21 protein-coding genes are annotated in these 23,116 nt (G+C 40.0%); 7 read left to right on the forward strand and 14 right to left on the reverse strand.

Annotation, left to right across the window (positions count from 1 at the left end; translation table 11 throughout):
• The first annotated feature begins 377 nt into the window (after positions 1–377).
• The 3 genes from QL989_RS02685 (at position 378) to QL989_RS02695 (ending at position 4,706) form a co-directional block, all read left to right on the forward strand.
• On the forward strand, positions 378–1,553 hold the full coding sequence (locus QL989_RS02685; protein WP_290167985.1) for a DUF1343 domain-containing protein: 1,176 nt from the start codon (positions 378–380) through the stop codon (positions 1,551–1,553).
• Positions 1,554–1,563: 10 nt separating this feature from the next.
• Positions 1,564–3,222: a penicillin binding protein PBP4B gene (pbp4b, locus tag QL989_RS02690; protein WP_290167987.1), complete on the forward strand. Its 1,659-nt coding sequence runs from the start codon at positions 1,564–1,566 to the stop codon at positions 3,220–3,222.
• Between the two features lie 107 nt (positions 3,223–3,329).
• Positions 3,330–4,706: a Na+/H+ antiporter NhaC family protein gene (locus tag QL989_RS02695; protein ID WP_138609213.1), complete on the forward strand. Its 1,377-nt coding sequence runs from the start codon at positions 3,330–3,332 to the stop codon at positions 4,704–4,706.
• 75 nt (positions 4,707–4,781) lie between these two features.
• Here the strand turns inward: QL989_RS02695 and QL989_RS02700 are convergent, their stop codons facing one another.
• From QL989_RS02700 to QL989_RS02715, 5 genes are all read right to left on the reverse strand, one after another.
• Entirely contained in the window at positions 4,782–5,135 is a 354-nt protein-coding gene (locus QL989_RS02700; RefSeq protein WP_290167991.1) for a hypothetical protein, read from the reverse strand.
• Between the two features lie 53 nt (positions 5,136–5,188).
• On the reverse strand, positions 5,189–5,518 hold the full coding sequence (locus QL989_RS19165) for a DUF4760 domain-containing protein (RefSeq protein ID WP_356776103.1): 330 nt from the start codon (positions 5,516–5,518) through the stop codon (positions 5,189–5,191).
• 208 nt (positions 5,519–5,726) lie between these two features.
• On the reverse strand, positions 5,727–6,338 hold the full coding sequence (locus tag QL989_RS02705; RefSeq protein ID WP_290167994.1) for a hypothetical protein: 612 nt from the start codon (positions 6,336–6,338) through the stop codon (positions 5,727–5,729).
• Positions 6,331–6,915, reverse strand: a complete 585-nt coding sequence (locus tag QL989_RS02710; protein ID WP_290167996.1) for a sigma-70 family RNA polymerase sigma factor — start codon at positions 6,913–6,915, stop codon at positions 6,331–6,333. The genes QL989_RS02705 and QL989_RS02710 overlap by 8 nt, the downstream gene beginning before the upstream one ends.
• Before the next feature lie 14 nt (positions 6,916–6,929).
• Complete coding sequence (locus tag QL989_RS02715) at positions 6,930–7,562, reverse strand: energy transducer TonB (RefSeq protein WP_290167998.1); 633 nt, start codon at positions 7,560–7,562, stop codon at positions 6,930–6,932.
• Positions 7,563–7,880: 318 nt separating this feature from the next.
• Here QL989_RS02715 and QL989_RS02720 point away from each other — a divergent pair, with 318 nt between their 5' ends.
• Complete coding sequence (locus QL989_RS02720; protein ID WP_290168000.1) at positions 7,881–8,735, forward strand: hypothetical protein; 855 nt, start codon at positions 7,881–7,883, stop codon at positions 8,733–8,735.
• 80 nt (positions 8,736–8,815) lie between these two features.
• Here QL989_RS02720 and QL989_RS02725 read toward each other — a convergent pair whose 3' ends face one another.
• On the reverse strand, positions 8,816–10,141 hold the full coding sequence (locus QL989_RS02725; protein WP_138570368.1) for an MFS transporter: 1,326 nt from the start codon (positions 10,139–10,141) through the stop codon (positions 8,816–8,818).
• Positions 10,142–10,705: 564 nt separating this feature from the next.
• Between QL989_RS02725 and QL989_RS02730 the strand changes: the two genes are divergently transcribed.
• Positions 10,706–11,416: a VC0807 family protein gene (locus tag QL989_RS02730; protein WP_178956543.1), complete on the forward strand. Its 711-nt coding sequence runs from the start codon at positions 10,706–10,708 to the stop codon at positions 11,414–11,416.
• Between the two features lie 52 nt (positions 11,417–11,468).
• Here QL989_RS02730 and QL989_RS02735 read toward each other — a convergent pair whose 3' ends face one another.
• From QL989_RS02735 to QL989_RS02755, 5 genes are all read right to left on the reverse strand, one after another.
• Positions 11,469–11,921: a c-type cytochrome gene (locus tag QL989_RS02735; protein WP_138608716.1), complete on the reverse strand. Its 453-nt coding sequence runs from the start codon at positions 11,919–11,921 to the stop codon at positions 11,469–11,471.
• A 254-nt stretch (positions 11,922–12,175) separates the two neighbouring features.
• Positions 12,176–12,700, reverse strand: a complete 525-nt coding sequence (gene dps, locus QL989_RS02740) for a DNA starvation/stationary phase protection protein Dps (RefSeq protein WP_178956542.1) — start codon at positions 12,698–12,700, stop codon at positions 12,176–12,178.
• A 320-nt stretch (positions 12,701–13,020) separates the two neighbouring features.
• The gene (locus QL989_RS02745; RefSeq protein WP_290168009.1) at positions 13,021–13,377 is read right to left on the reverse strand and encodes a DUF2237 domain-containing protein; all 357 of its coding nucleotides are present in this window, start codon (positions 13,375–13,377) and stop codon (positions 13,021–13,023) included.
• A 157-nt stretch (positions 13,378–13,534) separates the two neighbouring features.
• Positions 13,535–13,954 carry a CBS domain-containing protein gene (locus tag QL989_RS02750; RefSeq protein WP_290168011.1) on the reverse strand — a complete coding sequence of 140 codons (420 nt, stop codon included), beginning with the start codon at positions 13,952–13,954 and terminating at the stop codon, positions 13,535–13,537.
• Positions 13,955–14,127: 173 nt separating this feature from the next.
• Positions 14,128–14,907, reverse strand: a complete 780-nt coding sequence (locus QL989_RS02755; RefSeq protein WP_138608709.1) for a DUF2189 domain-containing protein — start codon at positions 14,905–14,907, stop codon at positions 14,128–14,130.
• Between the two features lie 232 nt (positions 14,908–15,139).
• On the opposite strand from QL989_RS02755, the gene QL989_RS02760 reads away from it, so the two are divergent.
• The gene (locus QL989_RS02760; RefSeq protein ID WP_290168012.1) at positions 15,140–17,020 is read left to right on the forward strand and encodes an MFS transporter; all 1,881 of its coding nucleotides are present in this window, start codon (positions 15,140–15,142) and stop codon (positions 17,018–17,020) included.
• Positions 17,021–17,080: 60 nt separating this feature from the next.
• Here the strand turns inward: QL989_RS02760 and katG are convergent, their stop codons facing one another.
• Positions 17,081–19,348: a catalase/peroxidase HPI gene (katG, locus tag QL989_RS02765; RefSeq protein WP_290168013.1), complete on the reverse strand. Its 2,268-nt coding sequence runs from the start codon at positions 19,346–19,348 to the stop codon at positions 17,081–17,083.
• 302 nt (positions 19,349–19,650) lie between these two features.
• Positions 19,651–20,991 (reverse strand): L-cystine transporter, encoded by a 1,341-nt coding sequence (locus QL989_RS02770; RefSeq protein ID WP_290168014.1) that lies wholly within the window; start codon positions 20,989–20,991, stop codon positions 19,651–19,653.
• A 283-nt stretch (positions 20,992–21,274) separates the two neighbouring features.
• On the opposite strand from QL989_RS02770, the gene QL989_RS02775 reads away from it, so the two are divergent.
• The gene (locus QL989_RS02775; RefSeq protein ID WP_290168015.1) at positions 21,275–21,802 is read left to right on the forward strand and encodes a hypothetical protein; all 528 of its coding nucleotides are present in this window, start codon (positions 21,275–21,277) and stop codon (positions 21,800–21,802) included.
• 65 nt (positions 21,803–21,867) lie between these two features.
• Here the strand turns inward: QL989_RS02775 and QL989_RS02780 are convergent.
• Positions 21,868–23,116: GGDEF domain-containing protein (locus QL989_RS02780; protein ID WP_290168016.1), on the reverse strand; the 1,249-nt coding region annotated here is incomplete at its 5' end.

The following is a 23,116-nucleotide window of genomic DNA, read 5'->3' on the forward strand; positions in this document are numbered from 1 at the left end:
CATTTTCATACATAAGCCGACATTGAGTCGGTTTTTTTGTGCCTAAAATAAAGTGAATATGGGAAAGTAGTAAGCTTCGAACCAGACGGTCAGAGGTTCACTCTTACAAGATACGTCCTGCGCCCAGCACTTTCATACATAAGCCGACATTAAGTCGGTTTTTTTGTGCCTGAAATTTGAGAAGGTTTTTAGCTTTCAGCTTTTAGCTTTCAGTTAAGCCAAACAAACACCCCTGTTAAAAATTTCAGCGTAGACGCAGAACGTGTTCGCGTGAGAAGCGCAGCTTCTAATTAGTTACGTATCCACTTAAAACCATTCACTGCTCTTTAACTTAAGGTGTGGTATTTTAAACACCTTGTTTAAAAGGATCTTGCTGTATGTTTAAAACCGTATTTTTTATATTCTTATTTATTTTAAGCGCACTTTTTACTGTTACCGCACACGCAAATGAGGCTAAACATACAATCGCCGTAGGTGCAGAACAGTTTGCTTTGTACTTACCGCAATTAAAAAATAAGCGTGTAGGGCTGGTGGTTAATCAAACTTCTGTAGTGGGGCAAACGCATTTAGTTGATAGCTTGCTGGCTAAAAACATCAATATTACTAAAATTTTTGCACCTGAGCATGGCTTTCGAGGCGATCATGACGCGGGAGCGCATGTTAAAAACGCCGTTGATAGCAAAACTGGTATCCCGCTTATATCTATTTATGGCAAAAACAAAAAACCAAGTATCGAAGCTCTTAGCAATGTAGATGTTATTATTTTTGATATTCAAGATGTAGGCGTGCGCTTTTATACCTACATAAGCTCTATGCATTACATGATGGAGGCCGCGGCTGAGCAAGGCGTTGGATTTATGGTACTTGATAGGCCAAATCCTAATATTAGCCACATTGACGGGCCAATTTTAGAGCCGCAGTTTAAATCGTTTGTGGGTATGCACCCAATCCCTGTATTACATGGTATGACGGTAGGCGAGCTAGCTAAAATGATCAAAGGCGAGGGCTGGATCAATCAAGCTCATGATTTAAAGCTAAACGTGATCCCTGTTGCAGGCTATACCCGCACAACGCCATACAGCTTGCCGGTAAAGCCAAGCCCTAATTTACCCAACGATCAATCAATAGCGCTGTATCCCTCGTTGTGCTTTTTTGAGGCAACCCCTGTTAGCATAGGTAGAGGAACTGACTTTGCATTTCAGGTTATTGGTTATTCACCAGTAGCACTTGGGGACTTTAGCTTTACCCCGCGCTCAATAAAAGGCGCAGCGCTTAACCCTAAATTTAAAGACCAAATGGTGAAAGGGATTGATTTACGCCATAGTAATATCACAGGCTTAAACTTAAATTATTTAATTAATGCTTACCAGCAACTGACTCAGGCTAAGCAGGTGTTTTTTGAGCGTGCCGACTTTATGGATAAACTCGCAGGAACTGATCAGCTCAGACTCGCCATAGAAGCAGGTGAGTCGGCAGCGCAAATTAAACAAAGCTGGCAAGCGGGGCTTGAGCAATTTAAACAGCAAAGAGCGCCTTATTTGCTCTACCAATAAAGGAATGAGTGTGTATTTAAATTTTTCCGTGTTAGCAAAGCGTACTTTTTTTAACGCACTGACAATTACGCTTTGCTTTATTATTACCGGTTGCAGTGGCGCAAGCAGTGCAATTAAATCTCAGCGCCCGTTTATTCCTAATCAAATACAGAGCCTCGCTAATGCGCAAGTTATTGCTACCTTTCCTGAGTCCAACCCCAGTAGCCGAGAATATGTAAATAATCGTGGGACCTTTAAAGCGTATAAAGGGCGCGGGCAATTATTACTACAAAATGAAAGTGCCTTAAGTGCCGATATTTATATTAATAATAAAAAGTTAGCGCTTGATACCCTGCAAAAAAATACTGAGTATGCCTTTAATTTAGGGCAGTACACTCACAACGGAGTTAACACTTTTAAGGTTGATAACATTCAACCTGCTAACGGTAGTTTAACGCTGCGATTTGCCTTTGCTACTCTAAATAGCTCAGCGGCTAAAACCATTGATTTTAGTGCAGTAGATAAGCTAATAGAAAAAGATGTAAGTGCGGGCTTTCCTGGTGCGGTATTAGCGGTAATTAAAGCGGGTAAGATATTAAAATTAACCGCTTATGGTGATGCCAAGCAATATCAGCAAAATGACTTAATGTTATTACGCCCAGAGCCCATGCAAACAAATACACTCTTTGATTTAGCCTCAAACACAAAAATATTTGCTACTAACTTTGCGTTAATGAAACTAGTAAGCGAAGGGCAATTAAACATAAATAACAGAGTGAGTGATTACCTAACAGAATACCAAGGCGATGGACGAGAGCTGCGCCAAGTTAAAGATTTACTCACTCATAAAGCCGGTTATCCGCCAGTGTTCGACTTTCATCGAAAAGACACCCGCTATGGCGAGGCGTTTTTTTCACAAGCCAGCGAGACCACTAAACAATTACTACTTACCAGCGTACCACTAGCCAGTGAGCCAAGCGCTCAGCATGTTTACTCTGATATTGATTACATGATTTTAGGAGTTTTAATTGAGCGTATTAGCGGCCAACCGCTCGACGAATACCTAGAGCAGCATATTTACGCGCCTTTAAAGCTTAGCAACACTTTATTTAACCCCCTTAAAAAAGGCTTTAATCGTCAGCAGTTTGCCGCCACAGAGCTAAGTGGTAATACCCGAGATGGACGTATTCATTTTGATAATATTCGCACCAATGTGTTGCAAGGGCAGGTACATGATGAGCGTGCTTTTTATTCACTTGATGGTGTAGCAGGCCATGCAGGACTATTTAGTAATGCCCCCGATTTAGCCGTTTTATGCCAAGTGTTACTCAACAAGGGCGGTTACGGCGATAAGCAAATTTTTAATGCCACTAGTTTGGCGCAGTTTTTAACCCCACAAAGTACCGATGAAACCTACGGCTTAGGTTTTCGTCTTGCAGGAAATAATCAAGCGCGGCGCTGGCACTTTGGCCCGTATGCCAGCCCACAAGCTTATGGACACACAGGTTGGACTGGCACAGTAACAGTGATTGATCCCGCTTACGATTTAGCTATTGTTTTACTTACCAATGCACGCCATTCACCAATTAAAGGTAGTGAAAAACGTTATCAGTTTGTAGGTAAAAACTATGAAACAGCTCAATATGGTTCTATTGTTTCATTAATTTATGAGGCGCTGTTAAATCAGTAAACTCAGTGGGTGACTTAATGGTGTAAATCTATTAAGTTAACTGCTTACTATTAACTAACCAAGGCTGTTAAAGCCGAGTTTATTATAAAAATTAAAAAGGTTTGTTTATGCATTGGTATTCTATTTTGCCACCGCTGATTGCCATTATTATTGTGTTTTGGCGCAAAGAAGTCATTATGGCGCTGCTTGTTGCGGTAATTTCATCGGAATTTTTACTCGCATTACAAGGTGAAGGAAATAGCGTATTTACTACGTTTTTAAATAGCATTGAGCGCATAGTTGCTGTGGCCAGTTCTCCTGGTAATACCCGTATACTCATCTTTAGTATTTTAATAGGCGCCTTACTTGCCTATATTCGCGAATCTGGCGGTGTTGCTGCTACTGTTAATTTGCTGATGAACAAAGGCGTTGCTAAAAGTAAGCGCCAAGTGGGCTTTTTAACTATGTTTACCGGCGTTGCGGTATTTATAGAGTCAAACTTAAGTGTGCTTACCTCGGGTATTTTATCTCGCGGCCTGTTCGATAAATTTAAAATGAGCCGCGCGCGTTTAGCTTATATAATCGATAGCACCAGCGCACCTGTATGTATTTTAATATTACTAAACGGCTGGGGTGCATTTGTACTGGGCTTGTTAGGTAATTACGAATTAGGCGAGTCGGCCGTATCGGTGCTGTGGGGCAGTGTAGGCTATAACTTTTACGCCATAATCACTCTGGTTATTGTTTTTTATACCATTGCGTTCGATAAAGTACATGGCCCAATGAAAGTAGCCGAGCAAAAACTAGAGCTACAAACAACCGAGCTAAAAGAAGAAGTAAAAGGCTCTAAAGCACGCTTTATGTTGGTGCCATTACTTACGCTGATTGTGAGCATGGTCGGTTTTATGTTTTATACCGGTAACGGCGTACTTGCCGAGGGCAGCGGTTCAAAATCAGTATTGTACGCCACCGTTTTAGCTATTGTTGTAGCCTATTGTTTAATGATTGGTTCGCGCCAGTTTACCCACCACCAACTTGTTGATACCGGCTTTAAAGGCATGGGCGAATTACTCCCACTGGTAAGTATTGTATTGCTCTCGCTGACCTTGGGCGCAAGCTTAAAAGAGCTAGGCACAGGCGTGTTTGTGGCATCTTTGGTTGGCGATTACTTACCGATATATTTAATAGTGCCAGTGCTATTTTTAACCGGTGCGGTTATGTCGTTTACTACAGGTACATCTTGGGGCACATTTGCCATACTTATCCCCATTGGCGTACCGCTTATTCAAGCGCTTGGTTTACCGCCATCGCTGGTGGTAGGCGCTATTTTAGGTGGCGGGATATTTGGCGATCATTGTTCCCCTATATCCGACACCAGCGCAGTATCAGCCATCGCCTCGGGTTGTGATTTACTCACCCACGTTAAAACCCAATTACCTTATGCGTTAGTGGGTGGCGGCCTAACGTTTATGGCGTACTTAGTAACGAGCTTAATTGTTTTGTAGGTTGGGTAGAGCGTAGCGAAATCCAACAAAGTGAGTGAGTTTAAAGCCTGCAAATCTGCAGGCTTTTTTATAGGTTTACTCTTGAACTTTGAGTTGTTTATTTCCTTCAATATACAGGGTACCTCCATCCCAGCCTTGGTAAGTTCTAGGGTTCATATAATCTATAATGGCATTATCTTTTGGAAAGATACTCATTTTTCCTTTGTACCCTATATCTCCGGATACAAAATATATTTCACCTAGATATTCATTTGCTTCTAAATTTTTATTCTTTTCTATTAAGACAAATACACCGCCGTCTAAACCACTGACCCAAAATGCTTTATCTGGTACTCCACTGGGCTTATTCGGTATCTCAGGCTCGCTTTGTTGAAAATCGCAGGCAGATACAAATATTAAGGTTAATAATAGGAATAGTATTTTTTTCATTTAAACTCTCTCAAGCCTTCAATCTTCAATGTTTTACTTTTGTATTTAACGAATTAAAAGTTATTTGAATTTCGCAGCTTTATTAGGTTTTTTGTTAACTCCTCGAATTGAGACCATATTTGAGGGTTGTTCTTTTGAATACGTCTATGAAATATATATCCTTCGTATCGATGAAAGCTACTTATTATCTCTTGGCCAGATAATAAGTTTAAAGCTTTTATTTCATATGCCTTTAAGTCAATTCCTATAGCTAACTGCTCATATTTATTAAGAATGTTATGAAGTGTATTTTTTGTATCAGGTAGGTTATCCATTTCCCTGATTTCTTTGGCATGGAGTTTACCTGAATACTGTGTATTAAAGGCAGTAATGAATGGGATAATCTTTTGATAAAACTTTCCCCAATATTCTAGAGTTGATTTTACTCTTCCTTTTTTGAGTTAATCATATAAATATAAATGCCAAAAAGAAATGAGAATCCAGTAAACAGTACCGCAACTATTTTGCTTATTTCTATGATGTAATTCCATTTCTCTAGTTCCATTTAAGTATTTAGATTCGAGTTAAGTTTCAGGTTAAGTTAATTAAAAATTAAGCCTTACAATGTTTAGCTCCAGTTCCAGCATGCTTCAGCGCAATAATCTGTCCTTTCCTGTTATGTGCCATAGCGAGTATGTCACCCGTATTTATATTACTTTCAACTGCATGTTTTCCTTTTAAATCACTGAGCAGTGACTGCTTAATTTGTACCAGTACTTCGTCATTGCAGCTGGCTATGTACCAGTCGTTGTCGACCTTTACGAGCGTGCCGTATTCTATATGGTGTTGTTGATGGCGGCGTAAGTCGTTTGCTAGTTGGGTATCGAGCGCGCGTTTTTGTTGCGTTATAGTGCTTGCGTAGTTACCTGTTTGATCTATTTCATGCGTTGTTATAAACGAGTAGTCGTGTATGTCTATGGTGTTTAATACGGTTTTAGGGGCAGTATTTATTACGTTGTTACTGTCGAGAACTATAAAAGCCAGTAAGCCCAGTGCGCAGGTAAGGCTTGTGAGTTGCAGGGCAAAGCCAAGCTTTTTAGGTTGTTTTTGGATTACGCTATGTTTTAACGCCTGTTGCTGAGCATGCGAAAGTCTGGTGCGTGCTTTACGCTCGTTATAATGTTGTGTGAGCTTTTCATCAAACTGCTCATCAGGCTTATTCATTACGTTCTCCTAATAATTGTTTTAGGTTTTGTTTGGCGTAGCGTAGCCTTGTTTTTATGGTTTGGGCGTTGCTTTGCGTTATAAGCTCTATGTCGGCAAGGCTAAAGCCTTCTTGTTGTAATGTGATGGCTTCGCGCTGCACAAAGCTAAGTTGCTTGAGCGCAGCATTAAACGCTTCATAACTTATGTGTGTGTCACCTATATGCGAATCACTATTTGTTAATTCACTTTGATTGTTATTTTGCGCAGGTAGTTGGCTGTTTTCGTCAAGCTCGACAAAGTATTGCTGTTTGCGGTATTCGTCTATTAGGGTGTTACGTGCGAGTCGAAATAACCAGGCTTTAGGCGTGGTTTGTGCTTGGTAAAGGTGGCGCTTTTCAATAACCTTTAGCCATGTTTGTTGGCTTACGTCGTATGCTAAATGTGTATTAGATTGGGTAACTAGGTAGTGATATAAATCGTTGCTGTATAAGGTAATAAGCTGCTCTAAGTGGCGGTTGTCGCCACTTTTTGCATACCGCGCCATGCAGTCTTTGCTTGGCGCTTCAAATAACCATGACTTAATACTCAATAGCATAGGCGCTTATTCCTTTACTGCGAACTGTCTAATTTAAAATCAAGTTGTACGGTTTGACCTGTTTGTAATTGTGCCACACCTTCAATTACTTTTGGACGATATTTCCAGCGTTTAATGGCGCGAAGTGCTTCGCGATCAAATATGCGTTTTGGTTCGGCATTTACTACTGTGGCATCAATCACTTCACCAGTGGGTGAAATATTAAAGCTAAGTTGCACCCAGCCTTCTATACCATCACGTGCTGCGCTAGTTGGGTACTTTGGATTTATGCGCACAATGGGTGAAGCATCTCCCGTAGGGCGGGTCAGTGTTTGCTTCATATCGTTACCAAATCCGTCAATTACTATGGGTGGTGCTGTGCTTATTGCTGTTATTGGCTCATTGCTAGGTGTTACACGTGGTGGTGCTTTAGGCGGCACTTTAGGTGTGGGTGGTGGCGGTATTCTTTTAATATGCGTGGTTTGTTTATCTTCTGGTGCTTGAAAAATCTCAACAGTAATATCATCACCCAATTTTATAGGTGCTCTTTGTTCGCCACTAATTAAGTATTGCATAAAGGCGAATGCAATAAAGGTCATCACAGCACCGCCAATAACAGCTGTTGATGTTTTGAACATGGGGTTTTTAGGAAATTCAAGTGTGTGCATAAGCCGCTCCAAATTAACTTATTATGTTGTTTCAGAGCTATAACGGCTGGCAAATAGAAAAGGGGTTAAATAGTTTTAAAATTTTATTAAAAATACAGGGGGAGTATTTTACCTATATAAAAGGTCTCTTGATTTTTTTATTTTGGGTTGGCTAAAAAGAATGTAGTTATTTTAAGGTTTGCCTGTTATTTTCTATTTTATTTACTCTAGGTAGATGAAATTTAGAGCTTTAAGTTGCTTCCCTGCTGTTGTTAGATTTTACTTCTCAGTAGTGGCGGTGGCAACATTCAGGCATGCTCATTAAAAAGGATTTTATAAATGAAAAAAGCAATATTCGTTTTTTTATTATTTGTTAGTGCGTGTTCATATTTCGAAAGTGAAACAGAGCAAGCTAATCGTTTATCCAAAACACACCAAGTAGACATTCAAGCTGGTGAACCCCGTTTATTTTTCCCTGAACAATTTGCAGTTAGTGATGGAGAGCCTCCAATTCTTGAAATGGAAATGACTACGCTTGCAGATGCTTCTGAGTCACTCGATGGTATTGAGGCCGCATTAACGACCTATCCTCCAGGGTTTGTTGCTGAAGCAATTGACGCTATTTACCTTTCTGGACCTATGCTTATAGAGGGGGCCGCTGCTGGAGGAACCTATTCAAGTAATTCCATAATTCTAGTTAATCTCTCAGGATGGAATGGCACGAATTTTAATTTCGAAAATTCGTTGAAAGGGGTTCATCATGAATTAAGCTCGTTAGTTTATATACGTTCACCTTTCGTTATATTTGCATGGCAAGCTTTGCTGCCAAAAGACTGGAAACCCGCAGCATCTAATTTTGACGCGCTTACAAAGTATAAATCTGCACCCGATTATAACGCAGGCTTTTTGTCTGATTATGGTAAAACCTCTGTCGGAAACGACTTTAATATTTATGCTGAATTTGCCTTTGCTGAACCTGAAAAACTGCGGGAACTTGCCGCTACCTATCCAATAATAGCTAAAAAGTTGAGTTTGTTTATTACCGCGTATACGCAGTTTTCGGCTAAATATCAGCAAGACTTTGAAGATTATTTTGCGAGAACAGGTTTAAGTGATGTTGCTTTACAGCCTGAGAATTTTGAAATGACTATCCATTTAGATTTAAGCGATATTAAGCCACAGATAAGCCAGTAATGTATTAAGTAGTAAAAATAACAAAAAAGAGGGGAGGCTCCCCTTTTTTGTTATGCATTATTAATGCTTTGAATGGAAACTTAATTTTTCACGTCATCTTCGTGAAGATCTTTAAACAGCTCCCCTTGGGGATGCTCAAAAAATTCATCATCATATTCATTTACTACCAACATTTGATCTTGCGCGGTGGTTTCTTCAATGCGCGGATCCATCGTAGCGGCCAGTGGCGAGTTGGTAACATCGGATGTACCGACCACATAATCACTGGGTTCTGGCTGTTCAACTTTTTGTTTAGAGTTAATAAAGGTTAGTAGTAAGTACATAGCCACGGTTAATAGCGAAATTGACGCATACAATGCTTGGTGACCAAAGTAGGTCATCAGCTGTGCGTTAAGTGTTGAGCCTATTGCTGCACCGGCGCCAAAAGCGACTAATAATGCAGATGATACGCCTACGCGCTCTTCGTCCTCAACCCGCGAATTAGCTAGCGCAGAACAAAGCGGATATAAAGTAAACGCAAATAAACCAAAGATAAAAGTGAGTATGTAAGCTGTTAGTTGTGAAGTAGGCAATAAAAACAATGCCAAACTTACAACACCGATAGCTGCTGCATTAGTTCGAATTAATACGCTACGACGAACGCGATCAGAGAGCATCCCCATTGGCCATTGTGCTAACAAGCCAGCAAAAATAGTCACTGACATAAAAATAGCAATTTCTGCGGCGCCAAAGCCAGATAGCTTAGCAAATATAGGCGCTAGGCCATAAAAACTACCATTGATAATGCCTGCAAAGTGCACCGCAGTAAGCGACTGTGGCACTTTTTTAGCGTAATCAAACAGACTCATTTTTATCGGCTTTAACGGTTTAGGGTGAATTCTGCGAGTGATAGAAATTGGAATAATACCGATAGCCAACGCCATGCATACTAAAAATAGCGGTGCATACCCTAGCTCAGGAAATTGTGCGAGCGCTAGTTGGCCTAAAATCATCCCTAAGTAAGAGGTGATCATATAAAAAGAGAAGACTCGCCCGCGAGATTCAGGCGCTGATTGTTCGTTTAGCCAGCTTTCTAGCACCATGTAATTACACATCATCCCTAAGCCAACAAAAAGCCTAAGGCCTAACCATATATATAGATTGTCGCTTACTCCGTGTGCGGCCACACAGGCAGTAACCGCCGCAGTACTTGCTGCAAAGGTTCTGATGTGACCCACCGATTTAATTAAATGATAGCCAAGTTTTGAACCCAGTAATAAGCCAAGGTAATAACACGAGGTCATTAGGCCTATCCAAAACGTAGACGTGCCTTGTTTACCTAAGTAAAGGGCTAAATAGGTTGTAAGTAAGCCGGTACCAATAATTAAAAATAAATTGGCAAAATACAGTGATGGAAATGATTTCATTAAGATGCAAATTATGAGCTAAGACAACTAGATACTAGAGCAAGCATGAAGGTTTTCCAAGCTGTAAAAAATGTGCTCTGTAATAATGATCACGTAACGTAAGAATATAGAGTGTCCGATAAATTATTTATTAATAAAAATAGCTTTGGATAAAATAGCGACCTAAAAATCGGGCGGGTGAGTGCAATGCTAGAATAGCGAGTGTATTGCAGGTATTATGCTTAAAGATAATTTTAAGCATTACTTACTCTTTAGAGAGGAAGTTAGGGTCTGTTGACCTTTTAAGGTTAAATTTGCAGCAGTCTGTTTGGTATTTAGGCAAGGCAGCGCATATGTGGTGTGGTTATTCCCCATAAATAGGCGATAACGCAGCATCAATGCCAAACAGGCGCTGCCCGAAGGGTTCTGCCTAGGGGCGATTTACTCTTTGTTGCTCGGTTTTTACTTAGCCCACTAGGTTACAAACCTCGCGCCGCGATTAAACAGCCCCTAGTTTGAACAAATTTTAATCCGCAAAGGTCAACAGACCCTAATGGCAGCAGTAATATTTTTTTGGAATTAAAAATGACCAGTGATAATCAAGCTATAAATAAGCGTAAAAAGAATAATCCGCTTATCGAAATCGTATTTAATATCATCATACCTTCAGTCATTTTAATGAAATTTTCAGGGCCTGAATATTTAGGCAGCGTGATTGGCTTAATTGTGGCGCTTATATTCCCTATTAGTTACGGTATTTATGATTTTATAAAAGCGGGCTCATTAAATTTTATTTCACTTTTGGGCTTTTTAAGTACTTTGCTTACCGGTGGTATTGCGCTGTTTGAGCTTAATGTTGAGTGGTTAGCAATTAAAGAAGCGGCTATACCAGCAATCATTGGTTTTACCGTGCTGATGTCGGGCTTTTTTGGTAAACCCTTGCTAGCCAAGCTCTTATTAAACTCACTTTTATTTAAGTTAGACACTATTTACGATGCCCTTGATGAGCGCGGCAATACGCAAAACTTTAAACAAAAGATTACTAATGCTAATTACTTATTAGCGCTGACCTTTGTGTTTTCATCAACGATGAATTACCTCTTAGCTAAATGGATTGTTACTAGCCCAGCAGGTAGCGTGGAATTTAACGAGCAACTTGGTGAAATGACGCTATTGAGTTATCCAGTGATCGCGATTCCATCTATGATAATGCTGATTGGAATTTTTATTTATGTGATTAAAGTGCTGACCAAGCTGACCGGTATGAAGTTTGAAGAAATGGTTAATGCCGAGTAGATATAACGCATAAAAAACCGTTGTTTAGCAACGGTTTTTTTGCTATCAATATTTACTTGTAGTGAGAGTAAAGTTGGTAATTAGTTCTGTGGTACGGAATAAGTTTATAGTTTGGTTGTAAAAAAGTGACTAAGTCGGTGAGTTCAGATACGGTCATGGTATCGTTAAATACCGTCATTTTTGAGCTGCCATCTTCATTTCTGGCGTCGGGTCTATAAGGCCTAGAAAACCGATGTGAGGGGTTGATCACTGACGTGACCAGCTCAGCATAAGAAATTATTTTGGTTTTATTACCTCCTAGCTTAATAGAAATATCGTCATGTTTTGTTACGCTGCTATCTTCAACGCCTGCAAGGGTGTGACATGCCAAGCACTTATATTTTAAAAACACGGCTTTACCTTGTTCTGCATTCCCCTCTGGCAAGCTAAAACCTCGTGGAGAATCAACTCCTTTATCACAGCCTGTGAGTGCAATTAAACACACGATTAGTAGAGTGTATTTCATTAGAGCTCCTGTATTCTCAAATTAATTTTACGCATTACTAACGCAAACTCATTTGCGTCAACAAATGCTTCTTTTAAGAAATAGCCTAATTTGAGTGTAGTCAAAGAGTGGCGAATAGCCTAATTGTTGTGCATATATGCTCAAGGAGAATAACTAAAGAGTTGAATGATAATTAATGATGGAATGAAACATCACAAGCATGAAAAAGCCCAGCAACTTGCTGGGCTTCGTAAACTAAACGTTTACCATAAATATTAACTGTTCAATTGGCCTGTAGATGACTCTATGTGGGCGCGAACAAACCATTGGTATTGCTCAAGCTCTGCAAGTTGCGCAATGATCATATCTTCAGATACCGGATCAAGCTCACCGAGTGACTCAATAGCTTTACGATGATCACCGTTAACGCCGTTATATACTTTATCTAATGCAGCTAAGTGCTCGGTTACCAAGCCTTTGCCTATAGCGTAATCTTCCCATGTACGACGATCAACAATTGATTTTGGTGTACCAACAGGCACGCCGCCTAAAGTGGCAATACGTTCTGCTATGGTGTCGGTCATTTCACGCACGGTTTCAACTTGTGGGTCTAGCATTTCATGTACGCCAATAAAGTTTGGACCTACTACATTCCAATGAATATGCTTTAAAGTTAGTTGTAAATCAATTAGCGCTACCATGCGATCTTCTAGAACAGATATTGCTTTACTTGCTGATTCATTTTCTACACCGGGAGCGGTAAATTCAGCGACTTTGTTTGCATTATTACTGTTACTCATTATGCCTCCTACTATTTCAAAATAGTGTTCGCTTAACTCAAGTGAGTGTTTTAATTGCGATAACGAACACGTCTGTTCTAATAGAAGCAATGAGCATGCCGGTAAAGTTTTTATTATAAGCTACTGAAATTTATTGATTTATTTTTTGTTTGATAAAGCTTCAAGGAGTATTTAGCTTAAAGGGGTATGAAAAATATGCACTTTTTTTGTAAATTCTGCAAAAATACATTTAAAAATGGAGTACTTTAAAGGCTCTTTTTGCCTAAGGTATTTAGGCAAAAAGAAAAGTAGAGTTCAGGGTTTAATCGCTATAGCGTTTTTTAATATTGATGTGCTTTTAATACTTCAAGCGGAATAATGTCGAGCGCTTTTTGGTTTGTCGCTTCAAGTACCACAGGAGGAGCAACGTTCGCAGCAATGGCATGATACCAACGAGTCGCACATAAGCACCACTTATCGCCAGCTTTTAAACCAGCAAAATCATACAAAGGATTAGGGCTAATTAAATCGTTGCCTTGCGCCTTAGAAAACTGCAAAAATTCGTCGGTCATAATGGCGCATACACTATGATTGCCAGAGTCTGAATCTGGTACATAACAAAATCCCTCACGGGTATAGCCACCGTTGCCACAGCAAAGTTGTAAGCGAGTTCCTAGTACATTTAATTGATTAGCCATATGAAAACTTACCTTGTAATAACCATTAAAAGCAGGGTGTTTACCATAACAGGCTGTTAGTGACTTAGCTATCTATGCTGTTAATTTTATATATCTGTTAAGTGAGTAAAAACTGCATTTGGCAAAGCTAAATACAGTTTTCATTAAAGAAGAATATTTACGAGAGCAGTGCTGCAGCTAAACGTACAAAATCAGAAGACGTTAAAATACCTACTAGCTGACCTTGCTCGCTAACAACGGGCATGCAACCGTGGCGATTATCTACAAAAAACTTAACGACATCTGATAGCGGCTGCTCTGGGGTTACACTAATAAAATCACTCACCATAATATCTTCTACTTTTGTGAGTTTTTCTTTGCGTTGTAATGCATTAGCACCAAACGTTGCCATAATACCCATGACTTTAGCGACCATTATTTTTTGTGTGAGCATACCGACAAATGCGCCGTCTTCGTCAATAACAGGAATATGGCGAACGTTTTTTTCTTTCATTAAATTATGTGCGTCATGCAAAGTGCTTTTTATGTTTACTGAAAATGGGTTCGGTGTCATTAAGTCTGTAACGTTTTGACTCATGTTTATTCCTTTATATTATCTGTGGTGTATCAGCTTATATTAGCGCTATTTTTAAGCTTTGCACCTTATTCAGATCAAGGTTTTTACGGATTTTATAAACTGAGGGAGAAGAGGCAACACTTAATTAAATGCCAAAAAGCATTTAATTAAGTGCTTAAAACTACTGGTAAGTGTTATTCATAGCCACGTGGTGTTTTAGTTTTGATAACTGCGATGTATCCATGCCAACTAGCGTAACTAAGTAGCGGCATAATAATAATGAATCCAGCGGCACCTGCAGCAAAGCCCAGCGCTACCAGTACGAATATACAAATTGACCACACAACCATGGCTGCAAAGTTTTCTTTGACTGCGTGGATTGAAGAAACGACTGCGGTCATTATATCAACACGTCTTTCCATCATAATTTGCGGGGTAAATGCTGAGATTGAAAACACACTGACCAACAAAATTCCGCCGATAATACTGCCTATAGTTAAAAACGCAGAAAGTTCTTCAAAGGTAGGGTTTGCGTGGTTTGGATATAATGCATGCACAATTGCAGCTAGGCGCATCCAAATAATCATAATCACCATGAGTAATACCGCAAAACCCCATTCACCTACGGGGTTACGAAACATTGATTTTAATGAATGGCTTAATGTAGGTTTGTGGCCTTTTTCAAGTTCCCAGGCTACATCGTATAGGCCAACGGCGAATACCGGACCGATTAAAGCAAAAGCAACGGTTGCAGGTAAAATAGCTAAGTGGCTGTCGGTAAGTACAACAGAGTAAACAATCGCTACCGGAATAAGCGTGAAGATTAAACCGTAAATTAAACTTAACATGGGCGCGCGCGCCATATCTTTAAACGCTAACGAAAGCCAGTGAAAAGCGGCAAATGTATTTACTTTGTTGCACTCTAAACAACGTGCGAATTTAGTGTCTTTATCTATTGTGTTTGTAGTTGGCATAAAGATGCTCCTTATTTAGTCACCTTTTAGGTTTAGAACATAGATGTTCTATTTACAACTCATAAACGCTTATACGCAAGATTTAGTCGCTTTGTTCATTTGTTAGTCATTTTTGTTGGGTTAGCTATTTTGTTTATTTAAATATATGTTTGAGCATGTACTTAAAAAGTGGGTTCGTATTTCTTTTCCACAGTGGTAATCTAAACCCTGAAGCTAATTTTAAGAGACCGTAATGAAGGAAAATAAACAACAATTTCAAGGAGCTTTACTGGGTAGTAAACGGTTTTTACCTCTGTTTGTGACGCAGTTTTTCTCTGCTTTAAATGACAATGTTTATAAGCAATCAGTCCTGCTTATTTTAATTTTTCAGGCTGCTACGGTAGCTGATGGTGCCTTTTATTCTAATCTGGCGGCAGGATTATTTATTTTACCGTTTTTTCTATTTTCAGGTATGGCTGGGCAAATTGCAGAAAAGTTGGAAAAATCAAAACTGATCAGCATGGTAAAGTTTTGCGAAATTCCTATTATGCTGGTGGGTGTAGTATCGATTTTAACCGAGCAGGTTTGGTTAATGTTAGGTACTGTATTTTTAATGGGTTTACAAAGCACTTTTTTTGGACCGCTTAAGTACTCTATTTTACCGCAGCATGTGGCCCCAAATGAGCTAACCAAAGCCAATGGACTGGTGGAGTCTGGCACTTTTGTCGCTATTTTATTGGGCACCGTATTTGGTACCTATTATATAACCCAAGCAGCGGGCCCTATTTATATCAGTATCGCAATAGTGAGCCTTGCGGTCATTGGCTTTTTAAGCAGTCGATTTATTCCTAAAAGTGCAGCCAATAATGCTAACTTAAAAGTATCGATTAACCCTATTACTTCAACCAAAAGTGTTTTTAATGCGCTTAAGGCACAAACCGAGTCGGTGGGTAAGTCAGTATTAGGGATCAGCTGGTTTTGGCTTATTGGTGCGGTGATACTAACGGCGCTCCCTAATTACGTAAAACATGTAATGGGAGGCGATGAGTTGGTGGTGACAGCTGCTTTAGTGGTGTTTTCGTTGAGTATTGCATTGGGGTCTTTATTGTGTGAAAAGCTATCGCGCTCACGTATTGAGTTGGGTATTGTGCCTTTTGGTGCACTGTTAATTACCTTATTTTTATATTTACTAAGCCAAGAGCCTGGTATTGAATTTTATCACCAAGTGAGTGATTTGCAGCTTACCCTTGAGCAAGTTATTAATACTGGCGATATGCTATGGCACTTTGTTTGGATGGCAGGAATTGGTATTGCCGCAGGGTTTTATACGGTACCTTTGTATGCACTCATTCAGCAGCGTACTCACCCCGATAGCCGTTCACGAGTAATTGCAGCTAACAATGTGTTAAATGCATTGTTTATGGTTGGCAGCGCCGTTTTAAGTATTGTTACTTTGACGCTATTACACTGGGATATTTCACAATTACTATTGTTATTAGCAGGGCTTAATTTACTAATATCGCTGTACATATACACCAAAGTACCGGAGTTTTTCTTACGTTTTATTATCTACATTTTAGCGATTTGCATGTATCGCGTGCGCACTAAAGGCGAGCTCAATATTCCCGATGAAGGCGCTGCGGTGGTGGTAAGTAATCATGTTAGCTTTGTTGATTGGATGTTTATTTTAGCTGCGTCACCTAGGCCAATTCGGTTTGTTGTATTTGCACCTATTTACTATTCACCGGCACTTAATTGGTTGTTTAAAATGGCCAAAGCTATCCCAATTGATAGTCAAAAATCAAATCCTAAGGCGTTTAATAAAGCTTTTGATAACATTGCGCAAGCACTGGAACGTGGTGAGCTGGTGGGTATTTTTCCTGAAGGCAAGCTCAGCGGTGATGGCGAAGTTGATGTATTTCGCCGCGGAATTGAAAAAATAATTCAGCGCACACCTGTGCCTGTTATCCCAGTTCATTTAGATGGATTATGGGGCAGTATGTTTAGTCGAAAAACTAAATGGCGACTACCTAGACCCAAATGGTCGTTGGTAAGCGTAGCGATTGGTGAGCCGGTTGCGCCTGAACATGTGAGTGCCGATGACTTGCGCGATCGAGTACTTGCTTTAAAGTAGCTTAGTAATAAAAAAGCGCTGCAATTATTGCAGCGCTGTGGTTGTGTTATTTAATGGTTATTAACGGTCTAAATTCATTACTTTAGTCCATGCTTTAACAAAGTCTTCTACAAACTTTTGTTTTGATGTATCAAAAGCATACACCTCAGCAACTGCACGTAGCTCTGAGTTTGAACCAAAAATCAGATCAACCGAAGTAGCGGTGTACTTTTGCTCACCCGACTGACGGTCAAAGCCTTGATAAATGCCAGCATCTGACGATTTTTTCCATACCGTCGACATATCTAATAAGTTAACGAAGAAATCGTTATTTAGAGTGCCAGGCTTGTCAGTAAATACGCCGTAGTCAGTGCCTTTATAGTTTGCATCAAGTGAGCGTAAGCCACCTACTAATACAGTCATTTCAGGGACTGTTAGGTCAAGCTGATCCGCTTTATCAATCAGCATTTCTGTTGGTGATTTATAGCTTTTCTCCGCATCAAAATAGTTTCTAAAACCATCGGCAGGCAACTCTAATAAGCTAAATGCATTAACGTCAGTTTGTGCTTGTGTAGCATCACCACGGCCAGCATTAAACGGAACGTCTACTGAGTAGCCTGCATCTTTGGCTGCTTTTTCAATCGCTGCATTACCACCAAGCACAATTAAATCAGCAAGCGATACCTGGCTTTTACTAAATAAGCTGTCGTTAAAGTCAGCTTGAATCGCTTTTAATACTTTAAGTACTTTTGCGGTTTCTGCTGGATTATTTACTGCCCAATCTTTTTGTGGTGCTAGCGCAATACGTGCGCCATTGGCTCCGCCGCGCATATCTGAATCACGGTAACTAGCGGCCGATGCCCATGCCACACGTACTAACTCAGGTACACTTAGGTTCGAGTCTAAAATAGCAGTTTTCAGCTCTTTTACTGCACCAGCATCAATGTTTGATTTAGTCTTTGCTGAAATAGGGTCTTGCCAAATTAAGTCTTCTTTTGGTACTTCTTTACCTAAAAAGTTACGTGGTGGTCCCATATCTCGGTGAGTTAATTTGTACCATGCTTTAGCAAATGCAAGTTGATACTCTTTTGGGTCATTTAAAAAGCGTTCAGCAATTTTGCGATATTCAGGATCAAATTTTAACGCTAAATCGGCAGTGGTCATTACCGGTGGGTTAAATTTACCTTTAACGTGCGCATCAGGTACTGACTTATGTAATGATTCATCTGTTGGGATCCACTGAATAGCGCCAGCAGGACTGCGAGTTTGTTTCCACTCAAAGTTAAGTAGGTTGCTTAAGTACAGTGATGACCAACGAGTAGGTGCTTGTGTCCATGCGCCTTCTAAACCACTAGATACGGTATCTTCAGAGTGACCTTTACCACATTTATTTTTCCAGCCCAAACCTTGCTCTTCAATACCTGCTGCAGCAGGCTCTGCACCCACACAGTCTTTAGGTTTGTGCGCACCATGCATTTTACCAAAGGTGTGACCACCGGCGATAAGTGCTAGGGTTTCTTCATCGTTCATCGCCATGCGAGAAAACGCAACGCGAATGTTCTTAGCTGAGCCAATAGGATCAGGTACTCCTTTAGGCCCTTCTGGGTTTACATAAATTAAACCCATGTGAGTTGCACCTAGCGGGCGTTCTAGTTTGCCGCTGGCATCTTCACGGTCGCTGGCAAGCATTTCTACTTCAGGACCCCAGTAAACCATGTCTGGTTCCCAATCGTCAGTACGACCACCAGCAAAACCATAGGTTTCAAACCCCATGTTTTCTAAGGCAACATTACCGGCTAATACGATTAAGTCTGACCATGAAAGGGCTTCACCGTATTTCTGTTTAATTGGCCAAAGTAAACGGCGCGCTTTATCCAAGCTTACGTTATCTGGCCAGCTATTAAGCGGCTCAAAACGTTGTTGACCACCGCCAGCACCACCACGGCCATCAAGCGTACGATAGGTACCTGCACTGTGCCAGGTCATACGAATAAAAAATGGGCCATAGTTACCAAAATCTGCTGGCCACCAATCTTGAGATTGAGTTAGTAGAGCGTCGATATCACTTTTTACAGTGTCTAAATCTAGGCTGTTAAATACCTCTGCATAATTAAAGTCACTACCGTAAGGGTTTGAACGTAGATCATGATCGCGAAGAGGAGATAGGTTAAGTTGATCTGGCCACCAAAATTGGTTGGTTCTGGTTGCCCCCATTTTTGCCTCACCCATGCCTACAGCACCTTGTGGCTTAGACATTTGTGGTTTTTCTTGACTAAAAGCAGAGCCAGACATAAGTGCCACACTTATAAATCCAACAAGCGCTTTTTTTGTAAATGATCGGTTTTTCATTGTCAGCTTCCTTAAAGTTAACGAATCTCGTTATATACAAAGCGTATTAAAAATAGGGTCTACTCATTTAAAAACAGTAGGTTGATACTTCATTCAAGTTGTTAAACAAGCCTGAATGACTGAGCGATGGGAATAGTATAGTAAAGGGGCTAAAAACTGTGTGCGAAATAAAGCGATTGATGCAATCTATAAAAATGATTTATTGGAGTTAATTAATTAAATAAACGAATCACTAAAGAGCTTTGAAAGCGGCAGACATAAAAAAGCCCAGCGTAGGCTGGGCTATTAAATTAAAGTCAGTGTTATTGAGTTTTAATTAATTTACTGGTGATCACACCTGAGGTCATAGCACCCGATACATTGAGTGCAGTGCGCGCCATGTCTATTAATGGTTCAATAGAAATAAGTAAAGCCACTACCTCTATAGGTAGTCCCATGGTCGGTAATACAACCAACGCTGCGAAGGTAGCACCGCCGCCAACACCTGCAATACCAAACGAGCTAATAACCACAATACCAATTAGCGGTAAAATAAACTCAAATGTAAGTGGGTCAATCCCCACGCTTGGCGCAACCATCATTGCAAGCATAGCAGGGTAAATACCGGCACAGCCGTTTTGACCTATGGTAGCTCCAAAAGAAGCCGATAAATTAGCAATTGCTGGGGGTACTTTTAACTGGTTAATTTGCACGTCAACATTCATAGGAATCGATGCCGCTGAGCTACGTGAGCTAAAGGCAAAGGTAAGCACAGGCCAAATTTTTTCAAAGTAATGTTTTGGATTAACGCCGACTAAGCTAAGCAGTAAACCATGCACAACAAACATTAATAAAATAGCCACGTAAGAAGCCACAATAAAGGCGAGTAAATTTAAAATATCGTTACTACTAGAGTTTGCCACAACACTTGCCATTAGGCCTGCCACACCATAAGGCGTTAGTGCAATTACCATGCGAACTAAGCTCATTACAGTCGCTTGTAGGGCGTTTACACCGTTACGAATTGGGCTAGCAAGCTCGGTTTTTTCAAGCATTACTTTACGTGCAGCTATACCAACAAGTACACCAAATATAACCGTGGCAATGATAGAGGTTGAACGTTGATTACTTAGATCCGCAAAGGGGTTTTCAGGAATAAAGCTCAGTAACATTTGCGGCACACTTAAGTCGGCTACATTCGCAGCTTTGCTTTGTAGTGTGTCCATTCTAGCGGCTTCACGAGTACCCGAAACAAGCCCTTCTATGCTCAAGTCAAATCCATACGTTACCGCAATACCAATTAACGCTGCAATTGCAGTAGTAAACAGTAAAACAGAGATACTAATAAAGGAGATTTTCCCCAGTGAGCCTTGGTTCTCAAGCTTAACCACTGCGGCAATCATAAAGACTAATACCAGTGGCATAATGATCATTTTTAGTAACCCGACATAGCCTTTACCTACTATGCTGACCCAGCTGAGTATTTCTTTAATGGTTTCTGGTGAGTTGGCAAATAAAAACTGTAGGGCTAAACCAAAGGCACTACCAAGCACTAAACCAAATAAAACGGTACGAGATAAAGAGCTGCTTTTTTGCGAAACAAGATAAATAGCAAACAGCAAACCGACAAATAATGCCAACATTAATAATACAGCAAGCGACATGGTACCCTCTTTTATAGCTGTGAATTAGCGCGGCACTTTAACGCTTTGTAAGGTGTTAACAAAATACGCTTTCGCTATGGGATAGAATTAAAATGAATATAGTAATAATATTAAAGTATAACGAATAAACATTTTATCGAACAAGCCTATTCATATGCTTGTATTTTTATTTAATTTATGGGAGTTACTATGGATCGTAAGTCTGGTTTAAAGCGTAAGTCTTGTACTAATTATTTAGTTAACGTGTTCACTTTAGATTTATTTAAAAATAGGGAGTAAAGGTATGTTAAAGGCAATAATGACGCTGGTGATGGTTTTAGTGGTTAGCGGATGTTCAACCCAGTATCCAAATCAAGCGCTGCTTGGTAAGCAATTTCCCACTGTTACAGGAGAAAGCTTAGAGCAACAGTCATTCACTATTCCTGATGACTTTAACAACCCACATACGTTGCTATTAATTGGTTATAAACAAGATAGCCAGTTTGATATTGATCGTTGGCTTATTGGTTTAGATATGACTGCAGTTGATGTGACTGCCTATGAGTTACCAACCATTCAGGGCATGGTTCCTCGTATGTTTAGTACCTTAATTGATAGCGGCATGCGTAAGGGGATCCCAAAAGAGTTGTGGGGTGGGGTGATCACAATTTACAAAGATGGCGATAAAGTTCAGGCATTTACTGGCAACGAAAACCCTAATAACAGTCGTGTAATACTGCTTGATGAGAATGGCAAAATTATTTACTTTTACGACCGTGGTTTTTCTGTATCGGCATTAAATAATTTAAAAGCGGTTTTGGAAAAGCAATAAGTTGTAGTTAAATTTAGTTGCCTTTGGGCACGCTATTATTAAGTTAGCGTGCCACGTTAAAAGGATTACTCGCTAACGTTATTTCTGCCTTTCTTTTTAGCTCTATAAAGGGCTAAATCGGCATTTTTTAATGCCTCATCAAAGCTTTGTTTTGCCGCTCTTTGCGCTACACCAATAGAAACCGTCACGTTTACCGTTTTGTGGTCGCTTGGCTGTTTACCTTTGCGAGATTTTTTATCGGTGCGTTTTGGGTTTCTGATCACCATGTCGTAGGTGGCAATATTTTCACGCAGTGTTTCTAGCTCAGGGATTGATTGCTCAGCTGTTTTGCGTGGAAACACCACCGTAAATTCCTCTCCACCATAGCGGTAAATTTTTCCACCCCCTTTAACGCCAGCCATTTTAGCCGCCACTAGCTTTAACACTTGGTCGCCAATATCGTGGCCATAGGTATCGTTGAATTTTTTAAAGTGGTCAATGTCGAGCATAGCAACGGTGTATTTTCGACCTAATGATAAAGCAAGCTGATTAAGAGCTCGCCGCGTTGGTAAGCTGGTTAAATCGTCTCTATAGGCTAAATAATAAGAGTCTGTACTTACTGCCAATAAATACAAAGAAGCCATAAGCACGGCTATTACAGACCAAGGAAAATCAATAATATGTTGCTGATTAAGGCACCACACAATAAAGGTAATTAATAAGGCGGTTTGAGTCAGGTTATGGGCTCTCAAGCTTTGCCAAATAAGCAAGCCGCCAATTATTGAAAGCGGTAAAACAATGGGTAAATAAGGAAGCAGCTGAGTATAAAAAGAAGATTGTATTGTTAGTTCTTGCAAGTGTTGGCTCAGTGCTAACCAAGCAAATGCAGCACCACCACAGACAATAACGAGTAAACTGCGAGTTACTGTGTGTATTGATAAGAGCGCTCTATCTTTTATAATTGCCAATAGCATTAATAAACTTGCAGCGCATAATAAGGTCCAGTCAGGTTGCGCTTTAAGCCAGTCAGACCAAGGTAAAGCGTAGTCTAATGAAGATAAATAAAGCACCCAAAATGCGCAAAGCAGTGCAACTCGACTTCGATTAAACTGAGTAGCAAATACAGCAGTAATAACCAGTAATGGATAAACAAGGTTATTAATAAGAGAGAGCTTACTTTGCCATTGAACTTGAAACTGAACTAATAATAAAAATAAGCCACATAGCCCTAAAAGGCTCAAAGAAGTTGATTTAACTCCTGCTAATTTTAACAACCCATGCTCCAAAGACCGATGTCTAAAAAATAAAGGCTTATTGTATTCATATTGAGAAATA

The organism is Pseudoalteromonas sp. APC 3224, assembly GCF_030407535.1.
Taxonomy (GTDB): domain Bacteria; phylum Pseudomonadota; class Gammaproteobacteria; order Enterobacterales; family Alteromonadaceae; genus Pseudoalteromonas.